This window comes from Altererythrobacter sp. Root672 (genome assembly GCF_001427865.1).
In the GTDB taxonomy this organism is placed as follows: Bacteria; Pseudomonadota; Alphaproteobacteria; order Sphingomonadales; family Sphingomonadaceae; genus Croceibacterium_A.
Genome location: NZ_LMHH01000001.1, coordinates 2,255,452 through 2,280,069, shown reverse-complemented (window position 1 = coordinate 2,280,069; position 24,618 = coordinate 2,255,452). Strand labels below are relative to the sequence as shown.

General features: G+C 64.1%; 17 protein-coding genes. 10 read left to right on the top strand and 7 right to left on the bottom strand.

Annotated elements, in window-relative coordinates; genetic code table 11:
- Positions 1-26: 26 nt before the first annotated feature.
- Positions 27-1,097, bottom strand: coding sequence for a LacI family DNA-binding transcriptional regulator (locus ASD76_RS10950; RefSeq protein ID WP_055923168.1), 1,071 nt, complete (start codon positions 1,095-1,097; stop codon positions 27-29).
- Between the two features lie 90 nt (positions 1,098-1,187).
- On the opposite strand from ASD76_RS10950, the gene ASD76_RS10945 reads away from it, so the two are divergent.
- The 3 genes from ASD76_RS10945 (at position 1,188) to ASD76_RS10935 (ending at position 4,951) form a co-directional block, all read left to right on the top strand.
- A complete protein-coding gene (locus ASD76_RS10945; RefSeq protein WP_156457647.1) occupies positions 1,188-2,699 on the top strand; it encodes an altronate dehydratase family protein in 1,512 nt (503 codons plus the stop codon).
- Between the two features lie 93 nt (positions 2,700-2,792).
- Positions 2,793-3,599 carry a 2-keto-4-pentenoate hydratase gene (locus ASD76_RS10940; RefSeq protein ID WP_055922495.1) on the top strand — a complete coding sequence of 269 codons (807 nt, stop codon included), beginning with the start codon at positions 2,793-2,795 and terminating at the stop codon, positions 3,597-3,599.
- Positions 3,600-3,655: 56 nt separating this feature from the next.
- On the top strand, positions 3,656-4,951 hold the full coding sequence (locus ASD76_RS10935; protein WP_156457646.1) for an MFS transporter: 1,296 nt from the start codon (positions 3,656-3,658) through the stop codon (positions 4,949-4,951).
- A gap of 33 nt (positions 4,952-4,984) precedes the next feature.
- Here the strand turns inward: ASD76_RS10935 and ASD76_RS17960 are convergent, their stop codons facing one another.
- On the bottom strand, positions 4,985-5,371 hold the full coding sequence (locus ASD76_RS17960; RefSeq protein WP_082553733.1) for a DUF2501 domain-containing protein: 387 nt from the start codon (positions 5,369-5,371) through the stop codon (positions 4,985-4,987).
- A gap of 141 nt (positions 5,372-5,512) precedes the next feature.
- Positions 5,513-8,911: a VWA domain-containing protein gene (locus ASD76_RS10930; RefSeq protein WP_055922492.1), complete on the bottom strand. Its 3,399-nt coding sequence runs from the start codon at positions 8,909-8,911 to the stop codon at positions 5,513-5,515.
- Positions 8,912-9,505: 594 nt separating this feature from the next.
- Between ASD76_RS10930 and ASD76_RS10925 the strand changes: the two genes are divergently transcribed.
- Both ASD76_RS10925 and ASD76_RS10920 read left to right on the top strand, forming a co-directional pair.
- Positions 9,506-11,596 (top strand): toll/interleukin-1 receptor domain-containing protein, encoded by a 2,091-nt coding sequence (locus ASD76_RS10925; protein ID WP_055922489.1) that lies wholly within the window; start codon positions 9,506-9,508, stop codon positions 11,594-11,596.
- 11 nt (positions 11,597-11,607) lie between these two features.
- Positions 11,608-12,084, top strand: coding sequence for a hypothetical protein (locus ASD76_RS10920; RefSeq protein ID WP_156457645.1), 477 nt, complete (start codon positions 11,608-11,610; stop codon positions 12,082-12,084).
- Positions 12,085-12,087: 3 nt separating this feature from the next.
- On the opposite strand, the gene ASD76_RS10915 is transcribed toward ASD76_RS10920, so the two are convergent.
- Together ASD76_RS10915 and ASD76_RS10910 are read right to left on the bottom strand one after the other, a co-directional pair.
- Complete coding sequence (locus ASD76_RS10915; RefSeq protein ID WP_055922483.1) at positions 12,088-13,932, bottom strand: hypothetical protein; 1,845 nt, start codon at positions 13,930-13,932, stop codon at positions 12,088-12,090.
- 247 nt (positions 13,933-14,179) lie between these two features.
- Complete coding sequence (locus ASD76_RS10910) at positions 14,180-15,526, bottom strand: aldehyde dehydrogenase family protein (protein ID WP_055923166.1); 1,347 nt, start codon at positions 15,524-15,526, stop codon at positions 14,180-14,182.
- A 157-nt stretch (positions 15,527-15,683) separates the two neighbouring features.
- Here ASD76_RS10910 and ASD76_RS10905 point away from each other — a divergent pair, with 157 nt between their 5' ends.
- From ASD76_RS10905 to ASD76_RS10890, 4 genes are all read left to right on the top strand, one after another.
- Positions 15,684-16,850: a PepSY-associated TM helix domain-containing protein gene (locus ASD76_RS10905; protein ID WP_055922480.1), complete on the top strand. Its 1,167-nt coding sequence runs from the start codon at positions 15,684-15,686 to the stop codon at positions 16,848-16,850.
- Complete coding sequence (locus tag ASD76_RS10900; RefSeq protein ID WP_055922477.1) at positions 16,847-17,038, top strand: hypothetical protein; 192 nt, start codon at positions 16,847-16,849, stop codon at positions 17,036-17,038. Before ASD76_RS10905 ends, ASD76_RS10900 begins: the two co-directional genes overlap by 4 nt.
- A gap of 39 nt (positions 17,039-17,077) precedes the next feature.
- The gene (locus ASD76_RS10895) at positions 17,078-19,174 is read left to right on the top strand and encodes a TonB-dependent receptor (RefSeq protein WP_055922473.1); all 2,097 of its coding nucleotides are present in this window, start codon (positions 17,078-17,080) and stop codon (positions 19,172-19,174) included.
- Between the two features lie 192 nt (positions 19,175-19,366).
- Entirely contained in the window at positions 19,367-20,428 is a 1,062-nt protein-coding gene (locus tag ASD76_RS10890; RefSeq protein ID WP_055922469.1) for a hypothetical protein, read from the top strand.
- 20 nt (positions 20,429-20,448) lie between these two features.
- Here ASD76_RS10890 and ASD76_RS18635 read toward each other — a convergent pair whose 3' ends face one another.
- Both ASD76_RS18635 and ASD76_RS18270 read right to left on the bottom strand, forming a co-directional pair.
- Complete coding sequence (locus tag ASD76_RS18635; RefSeq protein WP_055922466.1) at positions 20,449-21,744, bottom strand: sugar transferase; 1,296 nt, start codon at positions 21,742-21,744, stop codon at positions 20,449-20,451.
- 295 nt (positions 21,745-22,039) lie between these two features.
- On the bottom strand, positions 22,040-22,177 hold the full coding sequence (locus ASD76_RS18270) for a hypothetical protein (RefSeq protein ID WP_156457644.1): 138 nt from the start codon (positions 22,175-22,177) through the stop codon (positions 22,040-22,042).
- 308 nt (positions 22,178-22,485) lie between these two features.
- Between ASD76_RS18270 and ASD76_RS10880 the strand changes: the two genes are divergently transcribed.
- Positions 22,486-24,618, top strand: coding sequence for a GumC family protein (locus ASD76_RS10880; protein WP_162249659.1), 2,133 nt, complete (start codon positions 22,486-22,488; stop codon positions 24,616-24,618).

Sequence of the window (24,618 nt, the reverse complement as noted above, 5' to 3'; positions counted from 1 at the left end):
GTGTCATCGCTGAAGGCAACCACCGTTCAGCCGGAAGGCGGCGCAACCGATTGGCGGTGAACGAAGGTCGAGGGGAAACGCGCCTCGGCCGCCGCGGACTCTTCTCCGCCGACACCCTTCAACAGCTTCGCGGCCGCCGCGCGGCCCATCGACACGATCGGCCAACGGACGGTCGTGAGCGGAGGCCAGATGTGCGCGGCGATCGGGGTATCGTCGAATCCGACCACTGACAGATCCTGCGGCACGGCGATGCCACGTTCGCGCGCGACGAAGATCACCGCCGCGGCCATCTCGTCATTACAGGCGAAAATCGCAGTCGGGCGGGGGTTGAGGTCGAGCAACTTGTTCGCCGCGGCAATCCCGCTTTCGAAGGTGTAGTTGCCATCGGCGATGTGGCTGGTGGGCAAGTGGATCTGCGCCTCGGACAGGGCTATTTCGAAGCCATACCGCCGCTCCTTGGCCGAGCGGAAACCCCTCGGCCCTTCGATCAGGCCGATGCGCTTGTGCCCCTGTTCGATCAGATAGGCCGTCGCTTCGCGCACGGCCTCGCGGTCGTTCGAGGCGACGAGGTGCTCGCTGTCGTCGAGTTCCGCTGAACCCATGCGCACGTAGCGCACGCCGAGCTCGTTACAGAGATCCGCCAAGGCATCGTCTTCCGAAATCGGCGGCAGGAGAACGATCCCGAACAGCCGCTGGCGTTCGAGAAATTCGCGCAGATCGTCGACCATGGTGGCCGAATTCCGATCGACCGGGTGCACCACCATGGCGAACTCGGTGTCCCGCAGCCCTTCGAGGATGCCCTGCTGCATATTGAGCACCATCTGGGCGTTCGGGTTGTCGTGGATCAGGCCGATCAGGAAATTGCGCCTCAGCGCCAGGGCGCGGGCCTGGGGGTTTGGGACGTAGCCCAGACCCTCGATCACCTTCTGCACCTTTTCCCGCGTTTCCTCGTTCAGCAAGGGCGATCGGTTGATCACCCTGCTGACGGTCTTCTTGGAAACGCCGGCCAGGCGGGCCACGTCGTTGATGGTCGGCTTTGCAGCGCGCGCCGATCCGAGCGCTTCGTTCGCGCTACGAGCTGATTGCTCTTTTACCATGAACCCCTTCAGACCAACCGTCTTTGCGACCACCGCGAGGCTTATTGCAGAATTCATTCGTGGAGGATAGATGACACCGGTTTCCATATGATGCGATCAGATCCTCTTGCCTCCGGCCTGGACCGAACCGCTCTCCTGCGGGTCCATCGCAGCGATGATGTGGCGATCGCCCTGCGCCCGCTGGAGGTGGAAGAGCAGCTCGAGATCGAGGGGCAGGTGCTGACGGTGCAGCAGCCGGTTCCCGTGGGGCACAAGCTGGCCTTGAGGCCACTTCAACGTGGCGCCGAAGTGCGCAAGTTCGGGTGGCCGATCGGCAGAATGACCGCCGACGCGATACCGGGCGAGCATGTCCACTCCCACAACCTGGCAACGTTGCTGGAGGACATCGAGGCCTATCGATACACCCCCATCGCTCCCGAGCCGCTGCCTCCCACATCCGCCGTCTTCCAGGGCTATCGTCGCGGCGATGGCCCGGTGGGGACACGCAACGAGATCTGGATCCTCCCCACGGTCGGGTGCGTGGCGCGGACGGCGGGGCGAATTGCGGAGATCGCCCGCGCCCGTCATGCCGGCGCAGTCGATGGCATCCACGCGTTCTCGCACCCGTTCGGCTGCTCGCAGCTGGGTGACGACTTGGCTGGCACGCGCTCGCTGCTTGCGGCGCTGGCAAGCCATCCGAACGCGGGTGGGGTCCTGCTCATCGGGCTGGGGTGCGAATCAAATCAGCTCGATGCGTTGCTGGCGGAAATACCGCTCCATGCTCGCTCGCGCGTGCGGTCCGTCCTTGCGCAGTCGTCGGGGGACGAAGTGGCCGATGGCTTGGCGGCTATCGACGCGCTGGTGGCAAATGCCCGCCTCGCCTGCCGCACCGAAGTGTCGATCGGCGAACTGGTGGTCGGGCTGAAGTGCGGCGGTTCGGATGGCTTCAGCGGTCTGACCGCGAACCCCTTGGTCGGGCGCATAGCCGACTTCGTCAACGGCGCCGGCGGATCGACGATCCTGTCCGAGATACCCGAGGTGTTCGGCGCCGAACGAGGGTTGATGGCACGGGCGCGCGACCGGCACGTGTTCGAAGGCATCGTCGCGGTGGTGAATGACTTCAAGCGCCACTTCCTCGACCACGGACAGCCGATTTCGGAGAACCCTTCGCCAGGGAACATCGCCGGAGGGATCACGACCTTGGAGGAGAAGTCGCTCGGCGCGGTGCAGAAGTCGGGCGGGGCGGCTGTGGCCGATGTCTTGCGCTATGGGCAGATGGTGCGGCGCAAGGGGCTGACTCTACTCGAGGCGCCCGGTAACGACGCGATCTCTTCGACGGCCCTGGCTGCGGCGGGCGCCACCGTGATCCTGTTCACGACCGGCCGCGGCACGCCATTGGGCACGGCGGTACCTACCTTGAAGATCGCCTCCAACTCCTCGCTCGCGGCCCGCAAACCGGGGTGGATCGATTTCGACGCCGGACAGGTTTTGCACAGCGGTGTGGACGTTGTCGCAGCTGATCTGCTGACCAAGCTCACGGCCGTGGCCTCAGGCGAGCAGACCGCTTCCGAGCGCAATGACGAGCGCGAGATTGCGATCTGGAAACGCGGCATCACGCTATGATCGACCAAGCATCGCGCGATCACTTCATTTGTCTGGCTTGCCAATGACACCGGTTTCCATTACGCCCATGTGGGAAGAGGACGAAGGCATCTCGTGAAATCTCCAGCAGACGAATCGGCGACCATTGCCGGCCGCTTTCTGGCGGCTCGCCGCGCAGCCAAGGGCTTGGGCGAATACCCCGGCTCGCTGCCGCGGACGCTTGAAGATGCCTATGCCATTCAGGACGCGGCGATGGCCTCGTTCGGGAAGAAGGTGGTCGGCTGGAAGGTCGGCCGGGTCATGCCGCCTCAGTCGGAGCAATTCGGCGCGGACCGGCTCGCCGGCCCGATATTTGCCGATCAGCTGGCGATTGCGGATGGCGGCGAACCCTCAATGCCGGTCTTTGCGGAAGGCTTTGCCGCGGGCGAGGCGGAGTTCCTACTTCGCGTCGCGTCGGCGCCCCGCCCGGGTCAGATGAGCTTCAGCCTGGCAGAGGCAGCCGGTCTTATCGACCGCGTCCATGTCGGCATCGAGATCGCCAGTTCGCCGCTCGGCGCAATCAACGCGATCGGACCGATGGCCGTCATTTCCGACTTCGGGAATAACAACGGCCTGGTTGTCGGACCCGAAATTGCGGACTGGCAAGGCAGCGGCTTCGAAGACTGGGACGTCTCAACGATCATCGATGGCCATTCGGCCGGCTCGGGCAGTACCCGCGCCTTTCCTGACGGCGCGATCGGGGCCGCTCGGTTCCTGTTCGAGCTGCTGGCGAAGCGCGGGATCGCGCTCGAAGCCGGACAATGGATCTCGTCAGGCGCGGTGACGGGCGTGCACCAGGTGACCCCTGGCCAGCGGATCGAGGCGAAGTTCGGTGATGACTACAGCGTGGCTTGCCGGGTGGAGGCGGCCACACCGGAATAACTCGGGATCGGGACAGACGCTGACGCTCAAGCATGGGGCGCGGCGAGGAGATGAGGATGGCGGAGATGATCGAGCTGGACGGGGCCCCGGCCGCACAAGCAACGCGTGTGGGGCGCGTCCGTTGGACGATATGCGGGCTGCTCTTCTTCGCGACTGCCATCAACTACGTCGACCGCCAGATGATCGCGGTGCTGAAGCCGACGCTTCAGGACGAGTTCGGCTGGACCGAAACCACCTATGCCGACATCGTCTTTGCCTTCCAGGCGGCCTACGCCCTGGGCTACATCGTCTTTGGTCGCTTGATCGACAAGCTCGGCGCGCGCTTCGGTTACTCGCTGGCGGCGGTCATCTGGGGCCTCGCCGCAATGGCTACTTCGGCCGCGCGCGATATCCCTCATTTCCTCATGGCGCGGTTCATGCTGGGGCTCGGCGAATCCGGAAACTTCCCCGCGGGCATCAAGGCCGTGGCGGAGTGGTTTCCGAAAAAGGAGCGCGCCTTTGCCGTCGGCATCTTCAATGCCGGCGCCAATATCGGCGCCATCATCACGCCCATCATTGCCCCGATACTGGTGTTCAACTTCGGCTGGCGAGCCGCCTTCCTGGTCACAGGCGCGCTGGTCTTCGTGTGGCTTGCGGTGTGGCTCATCGTCTATCGGCGCCCGCGAGAGAAGGCGAACCTGTCTGCCGCCGAACTCGCCTATATCGAGAGCGACCCGGCCGATCCTCCGGGCGACGTCGCCTGGCTGCCCCTGCTCAAGCGCCGGCAGACCTGGGCCTATGCTCTCGGCAAGTTCATGATCGACCCGATCTGGTGGTTCTTCCTGTTCTGGCTGCCTGACTTCTTCGCGCGCGAACATGGCCTGAACCTGCTGACTTTCGGCCCGCCTTTGGTCGCGATCTACCTGATTTCCGACGCGGGCAGCGTGGCGGGCGGATGGCTGTCCTCAAAGCTCATCGCACAGGGCAAGACGATCAACTTCGCACGAAAGATAGCAATGCTGGTCTGCGGACTGGCGGTGCTGCCGGTCATGCTGGCGCCCGGCATTGCCAGCGTGTGGGGAGCCGTGCTTGTGATCGGTCTCGCCACGGCCGCTCACCAGGGCTTTTCGGCCAATCTCTACACGCTCCCTTCCGACCTGTTTCCCCGCAAGGTGGTGGGCGCCGTCATCGGCATTGGTGGCACCATGGGGGCGATCGGCGGCATGCTCATGGCAAAGTTCACAGGTTGGGTCCTGGACACGACTGGGACCTACTGGCCGATGTTTGCGGTCGCCGGTTTTGCGTACCTGGGTGCGCTGCTGGTCATCCACTTGCTGGTGCCACAGATGGAAGAGGCCAAGGACATCGCCTGACCAATCGGCAGCTCGGCACTGGACGGAATGATCCTAAAGCAAGCTGGCGCCTTGCTTCAGCATCATGTCGCAGGCCTGCTTTTTCAGGTTGGCGGGAAGCGAGTCCATCGAGAGGGGCGACGCGCCTTGGCCGGTAAGGATGTTGCCAGCTGCGCCTGCAGAGAATTCCGGCTTCGATTGAACGTCGGGCTTCTTCATCAGTCCGCCAAGTACGTCGCCCGCGCCAGACTGTGAAAGTAGCTTCTGCTTCACGCAGTATTGCAGCACGCCTGCTGCATTGGGGGCGCCGACAGAGGAGAGGTTGGGCAGGCCCCCTCCAAGCGCTGACGCAGCTCCCCCCGGAATCTTGGGAAGGGTTTGGGCACTTGCCGAGCCCATGGTGACGGCCAGGCAAAGCGGTAGGGCGAGGCGGAGAAGCATGATCGGGTCCTTTCCTCGGCTTGTTGATCGGGCGTCACAGATCGACCCGTGCGTAACGGACCGCCATCGGTGCAAACCCGGAAATTCCCGAATTTCGGACAGCGCGACGTTAGCTGTCGACCGTCCGAAATCGCGGAGGGCTCACTTCTTCGCCGGCTTCCTCGGGCTGCGCTTCGGCTTGGCCTCTTCTGCCTTTGGGCGTTCCTCCTTTTCCCGCTGTCTCGGAACATCCTGCGGGCGGGGTGGCGGCACGTCGCGAACCTTAGGTGGAGGGGCTGGCGGAGGTGGCGGCACGGGCCGCGACTCCCGCACCCGGAATTCGCTCGGGAGCAGCGGCTCGACGTCGATCGAGGGAGCCTCCCCTTCGCGACTGACGACAGTGTAGGTCGCGGTGACGTCGACCTTGGCGCTGCTTTCGAGGGCCACGACGCCAAAGGTCAGCGCCCCGTTTGCTGGCGCGGTCGCTCCCAGAAGCATCTTGGCGATGCTGCAGCAGTCGATCGTCGTCGCTTCACCCGGCTTGAGGATGATGCGATCCTTGGCCCGAGCCGGAACCGCATCCGGCCACCGTCCCGATGTCGCGCCGGCAAAGGTGGTCGGGATGACCGCGAGGATCAGCATGACGTCCTTTTCGGTGCTGTTGTAAGCGGTGATTGCGGTGGCGAAGCGTCCGGGGACTACCGAGGAGCATTCGCAGCATTCGCCGTCTTCGACCCCGCAGGCGAATGAGGTCGTGTACCGGTACCCCGTACGGATGCGGGAGGGCGGAGCCACGACTACCGGACCGCGATCGGGCTGACCGACGGTAAGTCCGGGGTCGGCATCGCTGCCGGGTTCGGTCTCCACTTCCTGGACATAACGTCCGTCACCCAGATCAACGAGCCCGCCCACCAGGGTTCCGCCGGGCAGGGGAAGGACGTCCAGGTCCTCACCCATTCCGGGCCCGACGAGGTTTCCGTACTTGTCCTTTGGTGTGAAGATGACTTGCCACTTATCGCCCCCGGTTGGTCCGGTTCCGTTCGGCTGGGTGGTGACCGTCGTGGAACCCGGATCGATCCCGACCGCGACGTGATAGCTCCATTGGCATTCGCGCGTCGTAGTGCAGTTAATCGCCACCGTGGCCTTGGCGTGGAAGGTGTAGGTGCCATCGACCACCAGCACGTTGTCGAGCTTCGCGCCAAAAATCCCCGCGGCCTCGAACATCTCCGAACCCTCGGGCTCGTCGGTCAAAGCGTAATTCGATTCAATATAGCCGGTCGCGGGTGCGCCGGTGTCCTGCTCGATCTTCTTCAGTGTTGCCTGGCGTCCTGGCACGACATCGCCATTGATCACGGTCGCCGCCGCCAGGCCCTTGTTGGCGATCAAGGTGCCGACGCTCTTCGCCGGTCGCCGTACCGCCAGCGAGACATTCCCGCCCGGCGGGACGCTTTCGTCGGCGAATTGCAGGATCACCTTGGGATGAAGCACATCACCCGTGTAAATCCGCTGCGGCTGGATGAACGGTCGCAGGCTCGGGCCGCCGCGTGCGTTGACGTTGACGAAGTAGTTCACGGGAATGGCAGGAGGTGGAAACTCTCCGCCACCGGGGCGGAAGACGCGGGTCTTCCACACGCCGTCACGCTCACCGCCTTGCGGCAGGGGCACCCGGGCAAAGCGCCATGAAGTGCCGGCGTCGGTATCGATCCCACCGGCGCTCAGATTGACGATCTGACCGGTGGGAGACTCGAGTTCGATGAACAGAGGAGCATCCTCGTTGTCCCAGCCGATCACGATGGTGACCGCTTCCTCGCCGCAGACATGGAACGGGATCGACGGCCCGACCCTGAGGCTGGCCGGCAAGTGCAGTTGCGGATCGGCGAGAGAGCCGGCTTCGAAGATTTCCCCGAAGGCGAGGGCGAAGAACTTCTTCAGTTCCAGCCCATCTCCCGCGCGCTTGTAGAGGCCGCCATGCGACTGGGCGAGGCCGCTGAGCTTGGCACCGTCGAGGTTGCTCTCGGCGCCGAACCCGATCGCAGTGATCTCGATCGCGCCGAGGCCGCTGACGTCGGCGATCTTCTGCGGCTGGTTCTCCATGCCGTCGGTGAGCAGCAGGATCGTCTTGGGCAAGCCGCTCGTTCCAGCAAGCTGGTCGCGGGCGACCGCCAGGCCGTCGCCAATGCTGGTCGCTCCGCTTGGCGAAACGGCCGCCAGCTTGCCGTTGATCTGCGACTTGGTGCTGGTCGAAACCGGCGCCAGGGCGAAGTCGACCGGGCTGGTGGCATCGGTGGAGAACGAGATCAGCCCGGCGCGGTTGCCGGTGGTCCGGATCATGTTGACGAACAACTCGGCCGCCGCGCGCGCTTCGTTGATCTTGATCTTCCCGCCGCCTGCCCCTTCGCCCATGCTGCCGGAGCGGTCGAACACCAGCATGACCGCGCGTTGGGTCGGAGGGTTGGGGATGACGATCGGGTCGGCCATCATCGTCTTGAGCGCCGAATAGGACAGGCTGCAGCCGCTTCCGTTGGAAAGCACGCCGACGATGTTGCCGTTGGCGTCGAACAGGCCCGATCCGGAGCTGCCCCCGGCGACGTCGAAATTGACGCCGATCGATGTGCCGAAGAAGGTGATCGGCATCGTGCCGGTTGCGGAGGGAGAGACCTTTTTCACCGCGCCGTTCGGGTGGTGGACGCCGAACACCGCCTCGTTGGCGCCCAGATTGGTGATCCTCACCGGCACTGGCGGTAGAGGCGGAGTGCCGCGTATCTGCAGGATCGCGTAGTCGCGCCCGTCGGTGAAGCGGAACTTCACCAGCTTGATGACCTTGTAGAACACCGCATTGTACGCGGGCAGCAGCGAGCCATCGCAGGCCACTTCGTAGTCGAAGGTCACCGAGCTGGTCGGGACTTCGAACGGATGGTCCGAAATGCAGTGGGCGGCGAGGACGACCAGGTCTGAATCGATCAGCGTGACCGAACAGGTGCTGACGTTCTCCTCCGGATGGCCGCCGCTCGGCTGGTGGATCGTCACGATCATTCCCACGCTGCGGGCGACCTTGTCCTGCGGGGAGCCGACCGGCGCGCAGCGGACGTTTTGCCACTTGGGCGCGGCCGACTTGTTGCAGATCCAGAACGGATCGTACTTGGGAGCGGTCGAACCGGGTATGTGCGGGAAGTTGGGTTCGACCCAGCCGTTGATCATGAACGGGTTGCAGTTGGTGATGCTGTTGTGGCCCGGCTCGGTGCTCTGCAGGCTCTCGCCGCGGCCGAAGCGGTCGACGAAGGCGCCACCGTTAGGCGCGCCGTTCGTGATGTAGCGAATTTTGATCGATGGCCCGACCGCGCCGACATTGATCGGCCGGGTCCAGAACGAGCCACCGCTGGCCGATGTGAAGACGTCAGTGTCGTAGCCCAGGTCGACTTCCAGGCGATTGTTCGCCGGAAGGGTCACGTTCATGAAATGGAGGATGACGAACTTGGTGCCGCCACCTGGGGCCGGCGCGAAGGTCAGGTCCTTTTCCCACACGTTGGGTGAAGTCGCCGCGGTGCCAGTGTCGGGTCCCACATGAAGGGAGGGGTTAAGGACAGGAACCGTTCCGCAAATGTGAGACATGGCTCAACCTTCCGAAGGAGGAATGGGACACAGAGCGACGACTCGAAGGGCGGCGGATTATTGGTCGGCTATTTGCGTTTGACGTCTGAGGATCTCGAAGGAATCATCTAGCCAAAGGACTGCGCTCAAGAACAACCTCCGCGAAAGCAAGCATAGCCCGCGCGAATTTTGGGGCCATCCTGACCCTCAATAGCATCCTCGTCGCGAAGTCCTTTTCGGACAACCAACCACGACCCGGTCATTCTTTTTGGAGTGCCGGCATTATGCCTGACGAATAGCCTCCTGGCTATGACGATCTGACACCGCACACCGCGCGTGTGGCCCGACTCAACGGCTGATGAGGTGAGGTAAGTGGGGCCACGCTGACCGAAGATTGATCAAAATAGTTTCGGGGCGCACCTTCCAAGTATTTGGATATAACTGGAATAATTATGGCTTTGAAGTAGGCCGAGGCTGGAAATGGAACGTGGATTGTGGGACTAAAACCGCCTACAATAAGTAGTCTTCCATTGCCTTGCTGGCGCAACCGCGGGAGGCGGAGGTGCCGTGACGCATTCGGGCGACATGCTATTCCGCGCTTTCATCAGCTATAGTCACGCTGACGCCTCCCGTGCGGGATGGCTTCATCGCGCGGTTGAATCGTACCGCGTTCCCTCGCGGCTGGTGGGCAAAGTCACCGAGATCGGCATCGTCCCGCGCCGACTGGTCCCGATATTCAAGGATCGCGAAGAACTACCGGCAGCCGGCGACCTGTCGCGCGAGATCGAGCAGGCGTTGCTGTCGTCGGAATTCCTGATCGTCATCGCGTCCCCGTCGGCGGCGGCGTCGCGCTGGGTCAACGAGGAGATCCGGCTGTTCAAGCAGCACCGGGGCGAGGACCGGATCCTGGTCGTCATCGTGGCGGGAGAGCCGGGCGCCAGCGCCACCAGCGACAAGGTGGAGGCGGAGTGCTTTCCCGAAGCCTTGCGCTTCAAGGTCGGGCCGGACGGCAAGATCTCGGACGTTCCCGCGGAGCCGATAGCCGCCGATTTGCGGCCGGAAGGCGATGGCGAACGTCTGGCCAAGCTCAAGGTCATCGCGGGCCTGACGGGATTGAAGCTTGACGACCTCGTCCAGCGCGAAGCCCAGCGGCGCAGCCGGCGCCTCACCGTCGTCGCAGCGGCCGCATCGGTGCTTGCGGTAGTGATGAGCACGCTCACGGTCGTCGCCATCAGGTCGCGCAACGAGGCCGAACGCCAGCGGGCCGAAGCTGACGGGCTGGTCGAGTACATGCTGACCGACTTGCGTTCCAAGCTCGAGCCGGTCGGTCGGCTGGACGTCCTCGACAGCGTCGGTGATCGGGCGCTGACGTACTATTCCAGGCAAAATCCCGGTAGCCTCGACGCCGATGCGCTTGGCCGCCGGGCGAGGGCGCTGCTCCTCGTCGGCGAAGTCGCGAACTTGCAGGGCAACCTGGAGGCGGCGCTCGCCACCTACAAGCAGGCGGCGGCCACGACCTCGGAACAGTTGCGCCGCGATCCGGACAATGGCCAACGCATCTTCGACCATGCGCAAAGCGTCTACTGGATCGGATATGTCGCCTGGCAGCGAGGCGATATTCCCACGGCACGCGAGTATTTTGGCCAATACCTCCATTACGCAGAAAGGCTCGCCAAACTCGAACAGCTCAAGCCAGAGTGGGAAGGGGAGTTGAGCAACGCGCACTCGGCCCTCGGAGTGCTGGAGCTGGATGACGGCCGCCTGCCGCAGGCGCTGGGCTACTTCCAGAAAGCCCAGCTTGCCTCCGAGCGGCTTCGCGAAAAGTCGGCCGACAAGCGCGAGCAGACCTACCTGATCGCGCAAGCCTTGGCCTGGAAGGCCGATGTCCGGCGGAAGATGCTCGATCCCTCGGGCGCGCTCGTCGACCGCATGCAGGAGGTGAAGCTCTACAACGAAGTGCTCGCGGCCGACCCCAAGAACAGCGAGATCAGGCAATCGCTTTATCTGGCCTGGTTGCGGATCGCGGAACTCCATCTCGAGGCCGGGGAGCCGGCGAAGGCGCTGAAGTTCGCCGATGCCAGCTTCGAGGCCCTGCAGGCGTTGCAGCGCGGCGACCCGTCCAACAGCTTGTGGGCGGAAATGGCGGTGAAGTCCGCCAATGTGCGGACCGAAGCACAGATGATGCTGGCGGATTGGCGCGGCGCCAAGGGAACGAACCAATGGGCGCTTCAGCAGGCGCAGCAGCTGCTCTCGACCGACGCCAGCGTGATGGAATGGCGCTCGGACTGCCTGATGCCGGCGCGTTGGCGGGAGATCGCGATTGCCCAGGCGCTTGGCGATCGCGCCGCGGCCCGCGACAAGATCACGGCTTTCGAGCGCGACTTCCGCGTAGGCACCAACCCTCAGTCGGATGAGGAGCGCCTGGCGCGCGTCATGGTCCACCTGCTGTCGGGTGCCAATTGGTCTTCGTCCGGCAACAGGGCCCGCGCCAGCGCCGACTTTACGCGCGCCCGAGACCTGATCTCAGGCACAACGATCACCGATTCAAGAATGATCGCCGCCGCCACTTACTTGAAGGACAAATCCGAACTCTCTGCCCTGCCCAACGGGTCGTCGATGAAGAGTGACTACTCTCTACCCCAGTTGTTCCGAACCTGATGGAGACAGACATGACAGACCTTCCCGACATGAGCCTGACCCTCGACGTGACGGTAACAGGGACCGTCGACGCCAGCGGTAACGTTTCGGTTAGCGCGATATATTCTCAAGCCGGCTCCAACCCGGTGAGTTCCAACGTGGTGGACTCAAGCGGGGACATCGACCTTAACAACATGGCCTACGACAGCAGCAGCTACAACGTGGACACGGATATCACCGTGAACCTCTCCGGCCAGATCACCGATACCAACGGCAACTCGGTGAATTTCAGCTTCCCGCAGCAAGCGGCACAAGCGGTGACCATCACCCGCGATGGCGGGGGCAACAGCGATATCAACGCGCTGCCCGGCAACAGCCTCATGCAAGTGATCATCGACGACAACGACGATGACGGCGCGGCCTACAGCTATTGCCTCAGCCTGTGGGTCGAGACCGCTCCTCCGGATGGGCAGCTCGTTGCCCTCGACCCGCGGATCGTCAATCGCTGATCCTCAGCCCGGCAGGGTGAGGGGTCGTGCCTGGTAGGTCGTGCGCCAATGCGCGACGTCGGCCAGGGCGATCTCGCGCAGCCGCCGGAGTCGGGCGGAGAGCAGGTCGAAGTCAGGCACATCGGCTTCAACGACTCTCTGGAGCCGTTGGAGCCGCTTGACCGTGACTGCCGAACGCTCGGCGATCCCGGCGAAGTCGCCTTGCATGCGGATGCCGTAGAGCGCGGCGCCCATGGCCGGCAGAACCGCGGTGACCGCGGTCACCAACGAGGTGACGTTCACGCCTCTTCCGTGGGTCACGTCGAAGCCGCCCAGCTTGAGCGTAATCCACGCGGCGCAGGCGACGATGGTGCCGCCGAACAGGTACTCGCCCGCCTTGTGCAGCCGATGATCGAGTTTGTGCATCAGGTGGGCGTTGTGGGAATGATACTCGATCTGATCCTGGATCATCGTCTGGGCCACCGCTCGCACGCGCGAGAGGTAGTGCTGGTCGGCGCATACCGAGGGTAGGCCAAGCTCCCGCGCCGTCGCGCGGCTGAGCCAGCGGACCCAGCCCGGAATGCTGCCTGACTCTCCAGCGTCGCCGTGGCGGAGGTAGAGATCCCCAAGCAGCCCGGTCGCCGCTAGCACCCGCAACTGTTCGGCCAGGTGGCGGTAATCCATCCATCGCTCGTGCCAGCCGGCGCGCGAGCCGACCCGCGTGTTGAGCAGGATGAGGATGATGATGGCTAGCTCAGTGGCGATCAGGAACAGCTTGGCAGAGGGAAACAGCAGTCCGCCCGTGGCCAGCAACACGGCCAGCACGGCGAACCCGAAATTGACGATGAACCCGCTGCGGAAGATCTGCGCGAAATAGGTGGCCGAGGCGTCGGCAGTGCCGAACCGCGGGACAAGCCTGTCCGTAAAGGCGCTCGCGTAAGTCCCTCGCTCGTTGCCGAAGGGATTGGAGCGCTCCTGCAAGTAGAGCGCGCACTGGTCCGGCCGCGGAGGCCGCAGATCCGTCCGCCGAATTCGCCGTACGCGGGTTACCGAGAGGAGAAGGGGATAGGGCCAGGCCGGCGTGCGCTTGTGGTCGCGCTCCTGCAGGAACCTTGCCCGCATTCGTCGGTCGACATCGTCGTCCGGTGGCGCGCACAGGGCCGAGACCACTCCCGCCAGCACGGTCCCCGCGGGCGCTCGCGCTACGCTGTCGATGGTCGGTCGGTCGAAGTCGAGATCGCTCAACCCCGACCAGTAGAGCATGGGCGGCTCGACGTTGTGCGTATCCACCCGGATTACGGGAACCTGGTGAGCGATCGCCTCGGCCACGATCTGGGCGGTCCCGCCGCGGCCTCGCGCGGGCTCGCCGTCCCACAGGGCGAGCACGATATCCGCCTGTTCCAGCATGACCCGCCCGGCCGCCTCGTAAGCGGCGTCCTCGTTGGTGCGGTCGCCGGGCAGTTCGAACACCGCGGTCGCGCGTTCGAGTAGCTGGGAGAACGTTTCCTTCGATTCCGGCTCCTCAAAATCCTCGAGATAAGTGCCGCGTGGAAAAGGCAGGCAGGCGTCGATCCGCCAGCCACGCTCGGCCGCGCATTTGGCGACGAGCGTATCGGCGCCTTCCGCTAGGCCAGTCACCAACCGCAAGCACAGGGGCTGCTCGCTGAACGCCTCGCCATGCTCGCGCCCGACCTTTTGCACGGCGTCCGCCAGGCCGGACAGCAGCGAGGCCACCAGTTCGTTCAACTGGCCCAGGTTCTCGGACCCCAGCCTGACTGGCCGGTGTCCCGTCACTCCCACGGTCAGACAGAGTTGCGGTCGGAGCGATGCCCAAGGTTCAGCCACATCGTCGCTTCGACCGTCGTTCATGGGAGCCCCCCTGCGGGCTCAATCTAACTGAAACGCCGGGTCAATGCGAGGGTGAGCGACCGAACCACGCAGCGGGATGGCGAGAGGAGTCCTTCGACAAGCTCAGGACGAACGGAGTTTAAACAAAGGCCCGTTCGTGGTGAGCTTGTCGAACCACCTGGCGTCTGACCGCCTACCCCTCCGTCACGCGCCTTTGGCGCCCGCCACCTCCCCGAGACGAGCTCGGGGAGGATCTGATCAACGGTTGTTACTGGTGGCGGTAGATCGCCCGCTCGTGCGAGAAGGCCTTGAAGCCGAAGTAGCCGTGGTAGCTGCCCATGCCGCTCTGATTGACGCCGCCGAAGGGCAGGCCGTTCTCCAGGTAGTGCGAGAACACGCCGTTGACGGTGACACCGCCCGACGACGTGCGGGCGAGGATCTTGTCCACGTTCGCTTCGTCGTTGCTGTAGATGTACAGCGCCAGCGGCTTGTCGCGCGCTTCGATGTATTCGATCACCTGGTCGAGGTTCTCGTAAGTCATCACCGGAAGGACCGGGGCGAAGATCTCCTCCTGCAGGATCTTCATCTGCGGAGTGACGTCGGTCAGCATGGTCGGGTGGACCGTGAGATCGTCCGCCTCGAGCACGCCGCCCGCTGCCACCGTCGCGCCCTGCGCCACGGCGTCATCGAACAGGCCCTTCACGCGGGCGAAGTTACCGCCGTTGACGATCTGGGCGATGCGCTCCTTCTTGAGCTCGCCGCCTTCGTAGAGGTTGGCGGTGACATTGGCCTTGAAGCCATCGACCAGGCGCTGCTTCTGGTCTTCCCTTACGAAGACATAGTCCGGGCAGATGCAGGCCTGGCCGCCGTTGAACTGCTTGGCACCGGCGAGATCGGCGGCGATCTTCTCGATGTCGGCGCCGTCATCGATGATGACCGGCGATTTGCCGCCGAGTTCGAGAGTCACGCTGGCGAGGTGCTTGGCCGCCGCCTGCATCACGATCTTGCCGACGCGGGTGCTTCCGGTGAAGAAGATGTGGCTGAACGGTAGTTCGAGCAGTTCCGTGGCGACACTGACATCGCCTTCGAACAGCGCGACTTCGCGCTCGTCGAACACTTCGCGGATGATCACGCCGGCGATCTGCGCGGTGTTCGGGCAAAGGTCGGTCAGCTTGACCATGCAGCAATTGCCGGCAGCCACCGCCGCGGCAACCGGGCCGAGCGTCAGGCCGAGCGGGAAGTTCCACGGCCCGAGGACCAGGCACACGCCGCGCGCCTCGTAGGCGATCAGGGCCTTGTCGTTGGGGTTCTTCGAGGGGGTGACTTCGGTCGGCTTCATCCAGCTATCGAGGTTGTCGATGGCGAGCTGGATGTTGCCGACGATGTTGAGCACCTCGGTGATGCGGATTTCGCCCTCGGGCTTGCGAGTGTCCTTCTGCACCGCCGCGACGATGGCGTCGGCATGAGCCAGGACGGCATCCTTGAGCTTGGCGAGCTTGGCCTTGCGCTGCTCGGCGGTCGAGGCCTTCACATCCCACTGATGCGCCTGCTGCAGCGCGAACACGCGCGAGATTTCGGTGGAGGTATCGAGGACTGCTTCGGCTGTGGTGGACATCATGGGTTCCGTCTGTGTTCGGCCTAGGGGACGCGCGGCTTCTAGAGAGTCTCTTGGCCGCCGGGGAGTGTCTTTTTGGTCTCGTCGTTCACGGCATTATCTTTAATGCGAATGATTAGCATTGACGCAAGAACTATCGACCAAGTAGGCGCGCCGCGTGAAGAGCTCCACCATCCGTATCTGGTACCTGGTGCACAAGTGGGCCAGCTTGATCTGCACGCTCTTCCTGCTGATGCTATGCGTCACCGGCTTGCCGCTGATTTTTCACGACGAGATCGACGGGCTGCTGGGCCATGAACCCGCCGCGATGACCGGGCAGGGCTCCTCGGGTGAAGGGCCCGGCCTGCTGCCGCTCGATACGATGCTGGAGAAGGCACTCGACCAGCGACCGGGCGAGGTGCCGCTGTTCATGGCGTTCGACAACACGACGCCGATCCTCACCATCACCACTGGACCGGCGCCCGACTCTCCGGCCGAGGACATGACGATCCAATTGTTCGACCGCTCCACGGGCGAACCGGCCGGTCAGGTCTCCGAAGGCGAGGGCGTGATGGGGTTCATCCTCAAGCTCCACACCGATATGTTCCTGGGCCTGCCGGGCATGCTGTTCCTTGGCGTCATGGGCATCCTGTTCGTCGTGGCGACGGTTTCGGGCGTGGTCCTCTACGCCCCGTTCATGCGCCGGCTTCCGTTCGGGACCCTGCGCGTGTCTCGTAGCCAGCGGCTCAAGCACCTCGACTATCACAACCTGCTCGGGATCGTCGCGCTGGCCTGGATCGTGGTGGTGGGAAGCACGGGAGTGATCAACGCCTTCGCCACCCCGCTGATCCAGTTCTGGCAGCAATCGGAGCTGGCCGAGATGACCGCCGCCTACCAGGGCGTGGAGCCGCTGCCGCCCTCGCGCTACGGTTCGCTCGACAAGGCCATGGCCGCCGCTCGGGCCGCCCGACCGGGCAACAATCCGCAGTTCATCGCCTTTCCAGGCGGGGCCTACAGCAGCCAGCATCACTATGCGGTGTTCCTGCAGGGCGACACGGCACTGACCGAGCGCATGCTGACCCCGGCCTTGATCGATGCGGAGACGGGCAAGCTGACCGATGTCCGGCCGCTCCCCTGGTACCTGACGGCGCTGCTCTTTTCGCAGCCGCTGCACTTTGGCGACTACGGCGGACTGCCGCTCAAGCTGATCTGGTCGGTGCTGACCCTGGCGACGGTGTGGATCCTGTGGACCGGCGTGCTGCTCTGGCTGCGGCGTGAGCCAGGGGCGGTCGAGCGGCGGATCGTCGAGATACATAGCGGCGGCACTGCGGGAGAAGCGGCATGACCGTTCGGCCGCGTCGTCGCTCGCGCAGCCTTGCCGGCGTCTTCGGTGTGCCGTTCGCGCTCGCCGTGATGACGCTGACCGGGCTGGTCGTCGGCCTCGCCGGCGAAGGCCTGCACAACCTGATTGCCTGGCTGCTCCTCGCCCCCTTGCCGGCCGTGCTGACGTGGGCCTGGGCGCGCCGAAACTGAACACCATTCAACGTCTTGGAATACTAGGGGTCTAAACCAATGAGAGCACTTTCCACTGCCTTGCCCGCGTTCGTAATCGCGGCCGTCCTGGCGACGCCTGCCTGGGCGCAGGATGATGCGGGCGATGAGATTGTCGTCACGGCGCAGGCTGAGAACGCCACGGTCATAGTCAACGGCGGCAACGCGGGCGTGCTGGGCGATCGGCCGGCGGAAGACCTGCCGTTCTCGATCCGCAGCTACGATGAATCGCTGATCCTCAACCAGCAGCCGCAGACGCTCGGCGAAGTGCTGCAGAACGATCCGACGATCCGCTCGACGTTCGGCTTCGGCAATGCCGCCGAACTGTTTGTCATTCGCGGTTTTGCGTTGTTCGGCGACGATATCGGGCTCAACGGGCTCTACGGCATCGCCCCGCGCCAGCTGATCGCTCCCGAGCTGTTCGAGAGCGTGCAAGTTCTCAACGGTTCGAGCGCCTTCCTCAACGGCGCGGCGCCGGGTGGGTCGGGCCTTGGTGGCAGCGTCAACCTGCTGCTCAAGCGTGCTGGCAATGAACCGCTGACCCGCGCGACCTTGGGCTACACGGGCGATGCGCACATTGGCGGCAGCTTCGACGTCTCCCGTCGCTTCGGGACCAACGGCGAATGGGGCCTGCGCGTCAACGGCGCCTATCGCGACGGCGAGGTGTCGATCGACCGCGAGGATCGCCGCAACCAGGTGCTCGGAGTAGCCCTCGACTGGCGCAGCGACCGGGCACGCGTGGTGCTCGACCTCGCCTACCAGGAAGTGCGGGTCGATAGCTTGAGGTCCAAGGTCACGCTGGGCGTCAATGCGGTGCCCGCGGTTCCGGAAGCCGACGGCAACTTTGCCCAGGACTTCACTTACACCGAGATGCGTGACCTGTTCGGTACGATCTCGGCCGAATACGATCTCACCGACAATTTGCTCTTCTATGCTCGGGCTGGCGCTAGAGATGGCCGTGAAGACGGCATCTATGGTGGTCTCACCGTCACGGATGCGATCACCGGCGATGGCGCGGGCAGTGCCCTCTACGTCCCACGGACCGACAACAACGAAGCCGCCGAGGCCGGCATCCGCGCTAAGTTCGGATCGAGCATCACCAACGAAGTGAACTTGGGCGGCAGCGCGAACTGGCAGGTCAACCGCAATGCCTTCGATTTCCTCGCCGGCTTCGCCAGCAACCTCTACAATCCGACGCAGGTGCCCTTGCCGGGTTCCGTGTTTCCCGGCGGTAATCTCGACGATCCCTTCCCGAGGACGCGCAGCCAGCTTTGGAGCCTGTTTGCCTCCGACACGCTCGGCCTGTGGGAGGATCGCATCCTATTGACCGGCGGCCTACGTTTGCAGTCGATCCTCGCCAGGACATTTGCTTACGATACCGCGGCTCTGGACGTGGAGTACAACGAGGACGCGGTGACTCCCGTCATCGGACTGGTCGTCAAGCCAACCGAAGGGCTCTCGCTATATGCGAACCGCATCGAAGCGCTCGAGCAGGGTCCCACGGCTCCGGTCGATCAGACTTTGACCAATCCAGGCGCCATGCTCGCGCCGCGCAAGTCGGTGCAGTACGAGATCGGTGGCAAAGTCGGTTTCGGTCGTCTGTTCGCCGGCCTCGCGCTCTATCGTATCGAACGACCCGGCGAAGGCCGGCTGCCCGACGACAGCTTCGGCTATCTCGGGGATCAACGCCACCAGGGCATCGAACTCACCTTCAACGGTGATCTCGCCAAGGGCCTGCGGATCATTTCGGGCCTATCGGTTATCGATGCCGAACTCATTGGTGGCAACGAGGTTAAGGGCGTGCCCGGCTTCACTGGCAACGCGGACATCGAGTGGGATTTGCCCTTCGTGCCTGGCCTGACCGTAACCGGTCGCGTCACTCATACCGGCGACCAGTGGGTCGACACGGCCAACACGCTCAAGATCGACGACTGGACAGTGTTCGATCTCGGCGCGCGCTACGTGTTTGCTGCTGGCGAAACCCCGGTCACCCTGCGCCTGACGCTCGATAACGTGACCAACGAGCGTTATTGGGCCTCGGCCTACGACACCTTCAGCAATGCGCTTCTCCAGGGGCAGCCGCGGACGGTGAAGGCGTCGATCTCGGCCGACTTCTAAGGTGTGATCAGGGATGCCGGCTTCGTGGAGCGATCTTCGAAGCCGGCATGCCTCGCGCTCCCGTGCGGAGCGTCGGCCTGACGGCACGGCCGGGCTGACCGTTTTCCTGAATCGAGAACATTTTGCGAGGACGGCCGTTGCTGTTCGACGACTTGCGTCGTCAGCGCCCAAGAGCGGTTCAGGAGATGCGATGTGAACTGGGAACGCCTTACGCGACGCAACCTGCTCGCTATCGCAGCGGTTTCCTCTGCCGTACTGACCGCGCGCCAGTGGGGCGGATATTCGTCGGCCAGCGCAGCTACCATCGCCAATCTCATCCAGGGCAAGACTTTTAGCGGCACTCGCGGATCGGCGAGCGGTAGCGCTGGCGGGGAGGGCATCAGGATTGCCGCTGACGGGACGGGGATTGTCGACGGGGTCTTTCAAAACCTGGCGACAGCGGTGCGTATTCCCAAGCCGATCAGTCAGCTCACCATCGAGAACGGCAAGGCCGACAACCTCTACCGCTTCCTGGACACCACCGTTGCGTCCGGAGTGGCCGACGCGTCGCTTAGCGATTTCGTTATCCGGAACGTACAGGCCGGAAAGCTCGAGCACGGCTTCAGTCGCTTGCGCTATCAATCGGCGCGCGGAGTAATCGAGGATGTGATCGCAACCTGCAGGGACAGCGGGGGCGATGCGTATTGCGTTGGCTTCGCGCTCGACGACCAAGCCCGCGACATTACCTACCAGCGAGCGGCAGCTCACGGATTTCGTGAATCCGGAAGCGCGGCTGGCAGCTACTGGAACGGTGACGGCTTCACCGACGAACGCGGCAACAGCATGATCCGCTATCTCGATTGCCTGGCGACCGGCTGCACGGATGGCGGGTTCGATCTCAAATCGGCTGCCGTCCTGCTCGAGCGCTGCAAGTCCGAAGGCAACAAGCGCAATTTCCGCCTGTGGAACAGCGGCGAACTGCACGATTGCGAGAGCATCGAGCCGGTCTCGCGCGGGGGCAGCGGGCGGACGGCCCATTTCTCGTTTCATGGCGACGTCGGCGCCTATCGCATCGTCCGTCCCAAGGTCCGGGCCCGCGAAGGCAACACGGCGCCGGTTTTCCTCTTCAACACCAATACGGTCGCGCGCCTCACTATCGAGGGCGCGGACATCGAGGCGCCGTCGGCGGCGCTAATCACCGTGGAGAACGGACCCGCACCGGTGGTTGAATTCGTCCCGGCGCGGAACCGGCAGCATATCGTCACTGCCAGCTAGTCCCGCGGGGTTAGGACGTCTCAGTAGGCGTTGGGATGAACGACGACGAGCGCAGTCCGCATGAGGATCTGGACGTCGCGTCCGATCGTCCACCCCGAGATGTACTCGAGATCGGCTTGCAGCCTGCGAGTCAAATCGGCGGGCTCGCGCGTCGCTCCACGAAAGCCGCGTACCTGGGCGAGGCCGGTGATGCCGGGCTTGAGGGCGTGTCGATGCCAGTAGCGCTCGTCGACATCCCAGAACAGCTCCTGTCCCGCCATCGAGCCAAGGGCGTGCGGGCGGGGGCCGACCAAGCTCATCGATCCCAGCAGGACATTGAACAGCTGGGGAAGCTCATCGAGACTGGTACGCCGCAAGAAGTTGCCGACGCGAGTGATCCGCTCGTCATCCTGACTGGCAGAAACCGTGCCATCGGCATCGCACATCTCGGTCCGCATGGTGCGGAACTTGAAGACCGTGAACAGCGCGTTGCCCCAGCCCACGCGCGACTGGCGGAAGAGCACGGGCCCCTGGCTGTCGAACTTGATGGCGACGGCGATCGCGGCCAGCACAGGCGCCAGAATGATAAGCGCCGCAAGCGTGAGGCCGAGATCGAACCCGCGCTTGACGATCTGGTCGGGGCGACCGAGCGGCCCCGAGGCAACGACCATGGTAGACCCGCCGCTGAGCCGGCCGACTCCGATGGGGCCCATCATCTCCAGTTCGCGCTTGAGGATTTCCGCGCGGACATTCGCCCCTTTGAGCGCCATGGCCCAATCGTACTGAGCTTCAGGCCGGCAAGCGATGATGACGCGATCCGCGCCTTCCAAGACCTCGGCCAGGCGGAGCAGCATCACAGGGTCGCGCAGATTGGGTTCGATCCCGACATCGCGCGCGTCGATCACCATGGCGTGGGGAGGGGCATCGACTTCCTCCCCGTCCACGATGATCAGTTCGGTCAGGTAGCGGTTCTCGAACACGCGCTCGCCGATTGTGCCTCCGACCAGCCTGGACAGCGCAAGCGCGGCCGGCATTACGATCAAGGCGATGGCCAATCCGGAGCGCCCGATACCTCCGAGCGAGTATCCGACGAGCAGAATGACGAGCAGCGTGAAGATGGCCGCTATGACAGCCCTGGAGAGGCCCTTGCCGGGATATTGCAGCGCATCGATGGCGTAAGCCCGAAGGTTGGTGGCCGCGACGATGTAGATCGGTATCGCGGCAAGGGCGACCGGCCGCCAGTCGAAGCCGCGCGACCAGTAGTCGCCGATCGTCGCGGCAAGGCCGAGCGCGACGGCAATCGCCAGCACGTCGCCGACGAGCAGGACCATCGCCATTTGCGCCCGCGCATGACGCCGCGGTTCCAGCCGCCGCGAGATGGCTTGCCGAGATTCAATGAAGCCATCGCGAAGAGTTTGAAAGTTCAAGAGCTACGCACCCGAAAAAGACCCCGACCTTGTTGGGGCCTTCACGAGCGATGGGCAGGAATGTTCCGAGCGTAGCGCCGAACGGAGGAAATTGTGCGATCAGCGACAATCGCGACGCCGAAAATGGTCCGGCGTCGTCGTGTAACAGCAACTTAGCGGATCGCTTCGGCCGGTAAAACGGCGCCCCCGATCCTAATCCTGGCTGTCAGAATATCAGCAGATAGACGCTCACCCACGCGAGCAGGCCAACCGCCAACGCGGCGCCGAACGCGATTACCGACTTCCTGGGTACGGTATCGGGCGCCGACAACACGGCGCGGCTCTTAACGTCTTCTAGCTTCACGATATCTTTGCCAGCATCCTCTGGCCGCTCGTTTTCAAACCACTGTCACCGGCGGCCTATGTTTTGAATACACCCAAGCGTCCCTTCGCTCAAGCGCTCAACCGAATTGCTGAACACTTGGTCGCATTTCCTTCTGTGCTTGAAATGGGCGCGGCCAAACTAAGTTCCTGGGGTGAAACTAAAAAAAGCGAGAATGATCGCCTTCGCACTGCAACATCGCCTTTGGACCGACCGTGGAACGCTCGCGAGACACAAGGATTTGCGTCAGTTGAGGATGTCGAAGGGCGGACGTCATTCAAGGAACGATGATGGACGCACTCACCAGTAGTTTCGGTCGCCGAGCCCCTGAGCCCGGCCTGATCGATATTCGCGGAATCGCCTCGATCATTCGCCGGCGCGGTCTTGCGATCGCTGCGGTGATGGGGATCGCCTTTTTGAGCGCGATCATCGCCTATACCGCCGCGAGTCCGACCTATTCCGCCACGGCACAGGTTGCGATCGAGCGGCAGGTGGAAGACCTGGTTCCCGTGGAGTCCACACGCGAGCGGCCTGCGATGACCGACTCCTCCACGGTCGACACCGAAGTCCAGATCCTCCAATCGCCGACCATCGCCGCTGGAGTGGTCGACCAGCTCGACCTCGCACGGCGACCGGGCTTCGGCTTCGCCGCCGATGGACAGGCTCCTGGCGCGGACGCCCTGCCGGCTGCGCGGGCCCGCGCTATCGACGTCGTGCGCAACGGCCTCGACGTCAGGCGTGAGGGCACCTCCTACGCGATCGGGATCAGCTTTGCCTGGGGCGACCCTCAGACACCGACCGATATCGTTAACACGGCGGCCAAGGTCTATCTCGACTCCCAACGCCAGGGTCTGTCGGCGGAAACCAACGAGCAGGTCGCCTTGCTCGCCGAGCGGCTCGAGATGCTTCGCGAAGATGTCCAGCAGGCAGAGGCCGCCGTCGCCACTTATCGCGACCAGACCAACTTGGTCGATATCTACAACGACAATGCCACCGCGCAGCAACAGATCGCCACGATCAACGGCATGCGTGCCCAGGCTCAGTCGCAGCAAGCCGCCGCCGCTTCGCGCGCCGCGAGCGGGCGCACCGGCGACGTGGCCGGGGTGCTCGACTCTCCGGTCATAAGTCAGCTGCGTACCGAAGAAGCCCGACTGGTCGCCAAGGAAGCTTCGATGAGCGTGCGCTACGGGCCCAACTATCCCGAGATGGCGCCGCTTCACGAAGAGCTGGCAGTAGTCCGAAGCAAGATTGCCGAGGAAACCGGACGTCTAAGCAGGAGCCTCACAGCGGAGGCCAGGGCAGTAGGTAGCCAGGCCGGCTCGCTCAGCGGCTCGGTCGGCGAAGTGATCGGAAATGTGCGGGCGGGTAATCGCGCGTCGGTTCAATTGGCCGATCTGCAGCGCAATGCCGAGGCCGCGCGGGTCCTCTATTCGGCCATGCTGGAGCGCTACCGCCAAGCCATCGCGACGCAGGGCACCGAGCGCGGCAGCGCCTATATCGTATCGCTCGCGCCGGTTCCGCGCGCCGCCATTTCGCCTAATCTCTCAGTCTACCTGCTCGTCGGCATCCTCGCCGGGCTGGCAGCGTCGGCCGTGATCGTGCTGCTGCTTGAAATGCTTGAGCGTGGCGTGCGGACCCGGCGCGAGCTGGAGACCTCGCTCGGCGTTCCAGTTCTCGCGTCGGCACCTGATCTTGCTACGGTCAACGGCGGCTCGCACGCGGTGCATGCGCCGTTGGAGGCGAGTGACTATGCCCTCACGAACAGCGGCTCGTTGTTCGGAGAGACCTTCCGCTCGATCCGCACGGTCCTGCGGATTGGCCGCGGCGACCGGGATGCGCGCAGTGTCGCGGTGATCTCCTCGATCCCCCACGAAGGCAAGACGACGATCGCTCTGACGCTGGCGCGGACGACCGCAAAGCTTGGCCAGCGCGTGGTGCTGGTCGATTGCGACGAGCGCCAGCGCGGGTCGAGCCGTGAGTTCAGACCTGGCCCCGTCGGACTGGCCCAAGTCCTGGCCGGCACCGCCACGCTTGAGGACGCGCTGATTATCGACCTGGAAACCGGGTTGAGCGTCCTTCCGCAACTTACCGGCGACGATCCGGATTACGACATGTTCGCCTCGGACAAGATGCAACAGCTGATCGACACCTTGGAGCAGCGCTTCGACCTGGTCGTGATCGACACCGCGCCGGTGCTGCAGATCGCCGAGGCACGGGCGCTGGCTGCGATGGCCGACAAGACGCTGTTCGTGATGCGCTGGCGCGATACGCCCGTCCATACCGCTCGCATGGCGCTCGACCTGCTCGAGCGTTCGGGGGCGGACGTGGCCGGGGCGGTGCTCAACATGGTCGATATCCGCGCCCAGGCGAAATCGAGCGCCGAGACGCATCTCTACCGTGAGTACGAGAAGGAACCCGCCTGA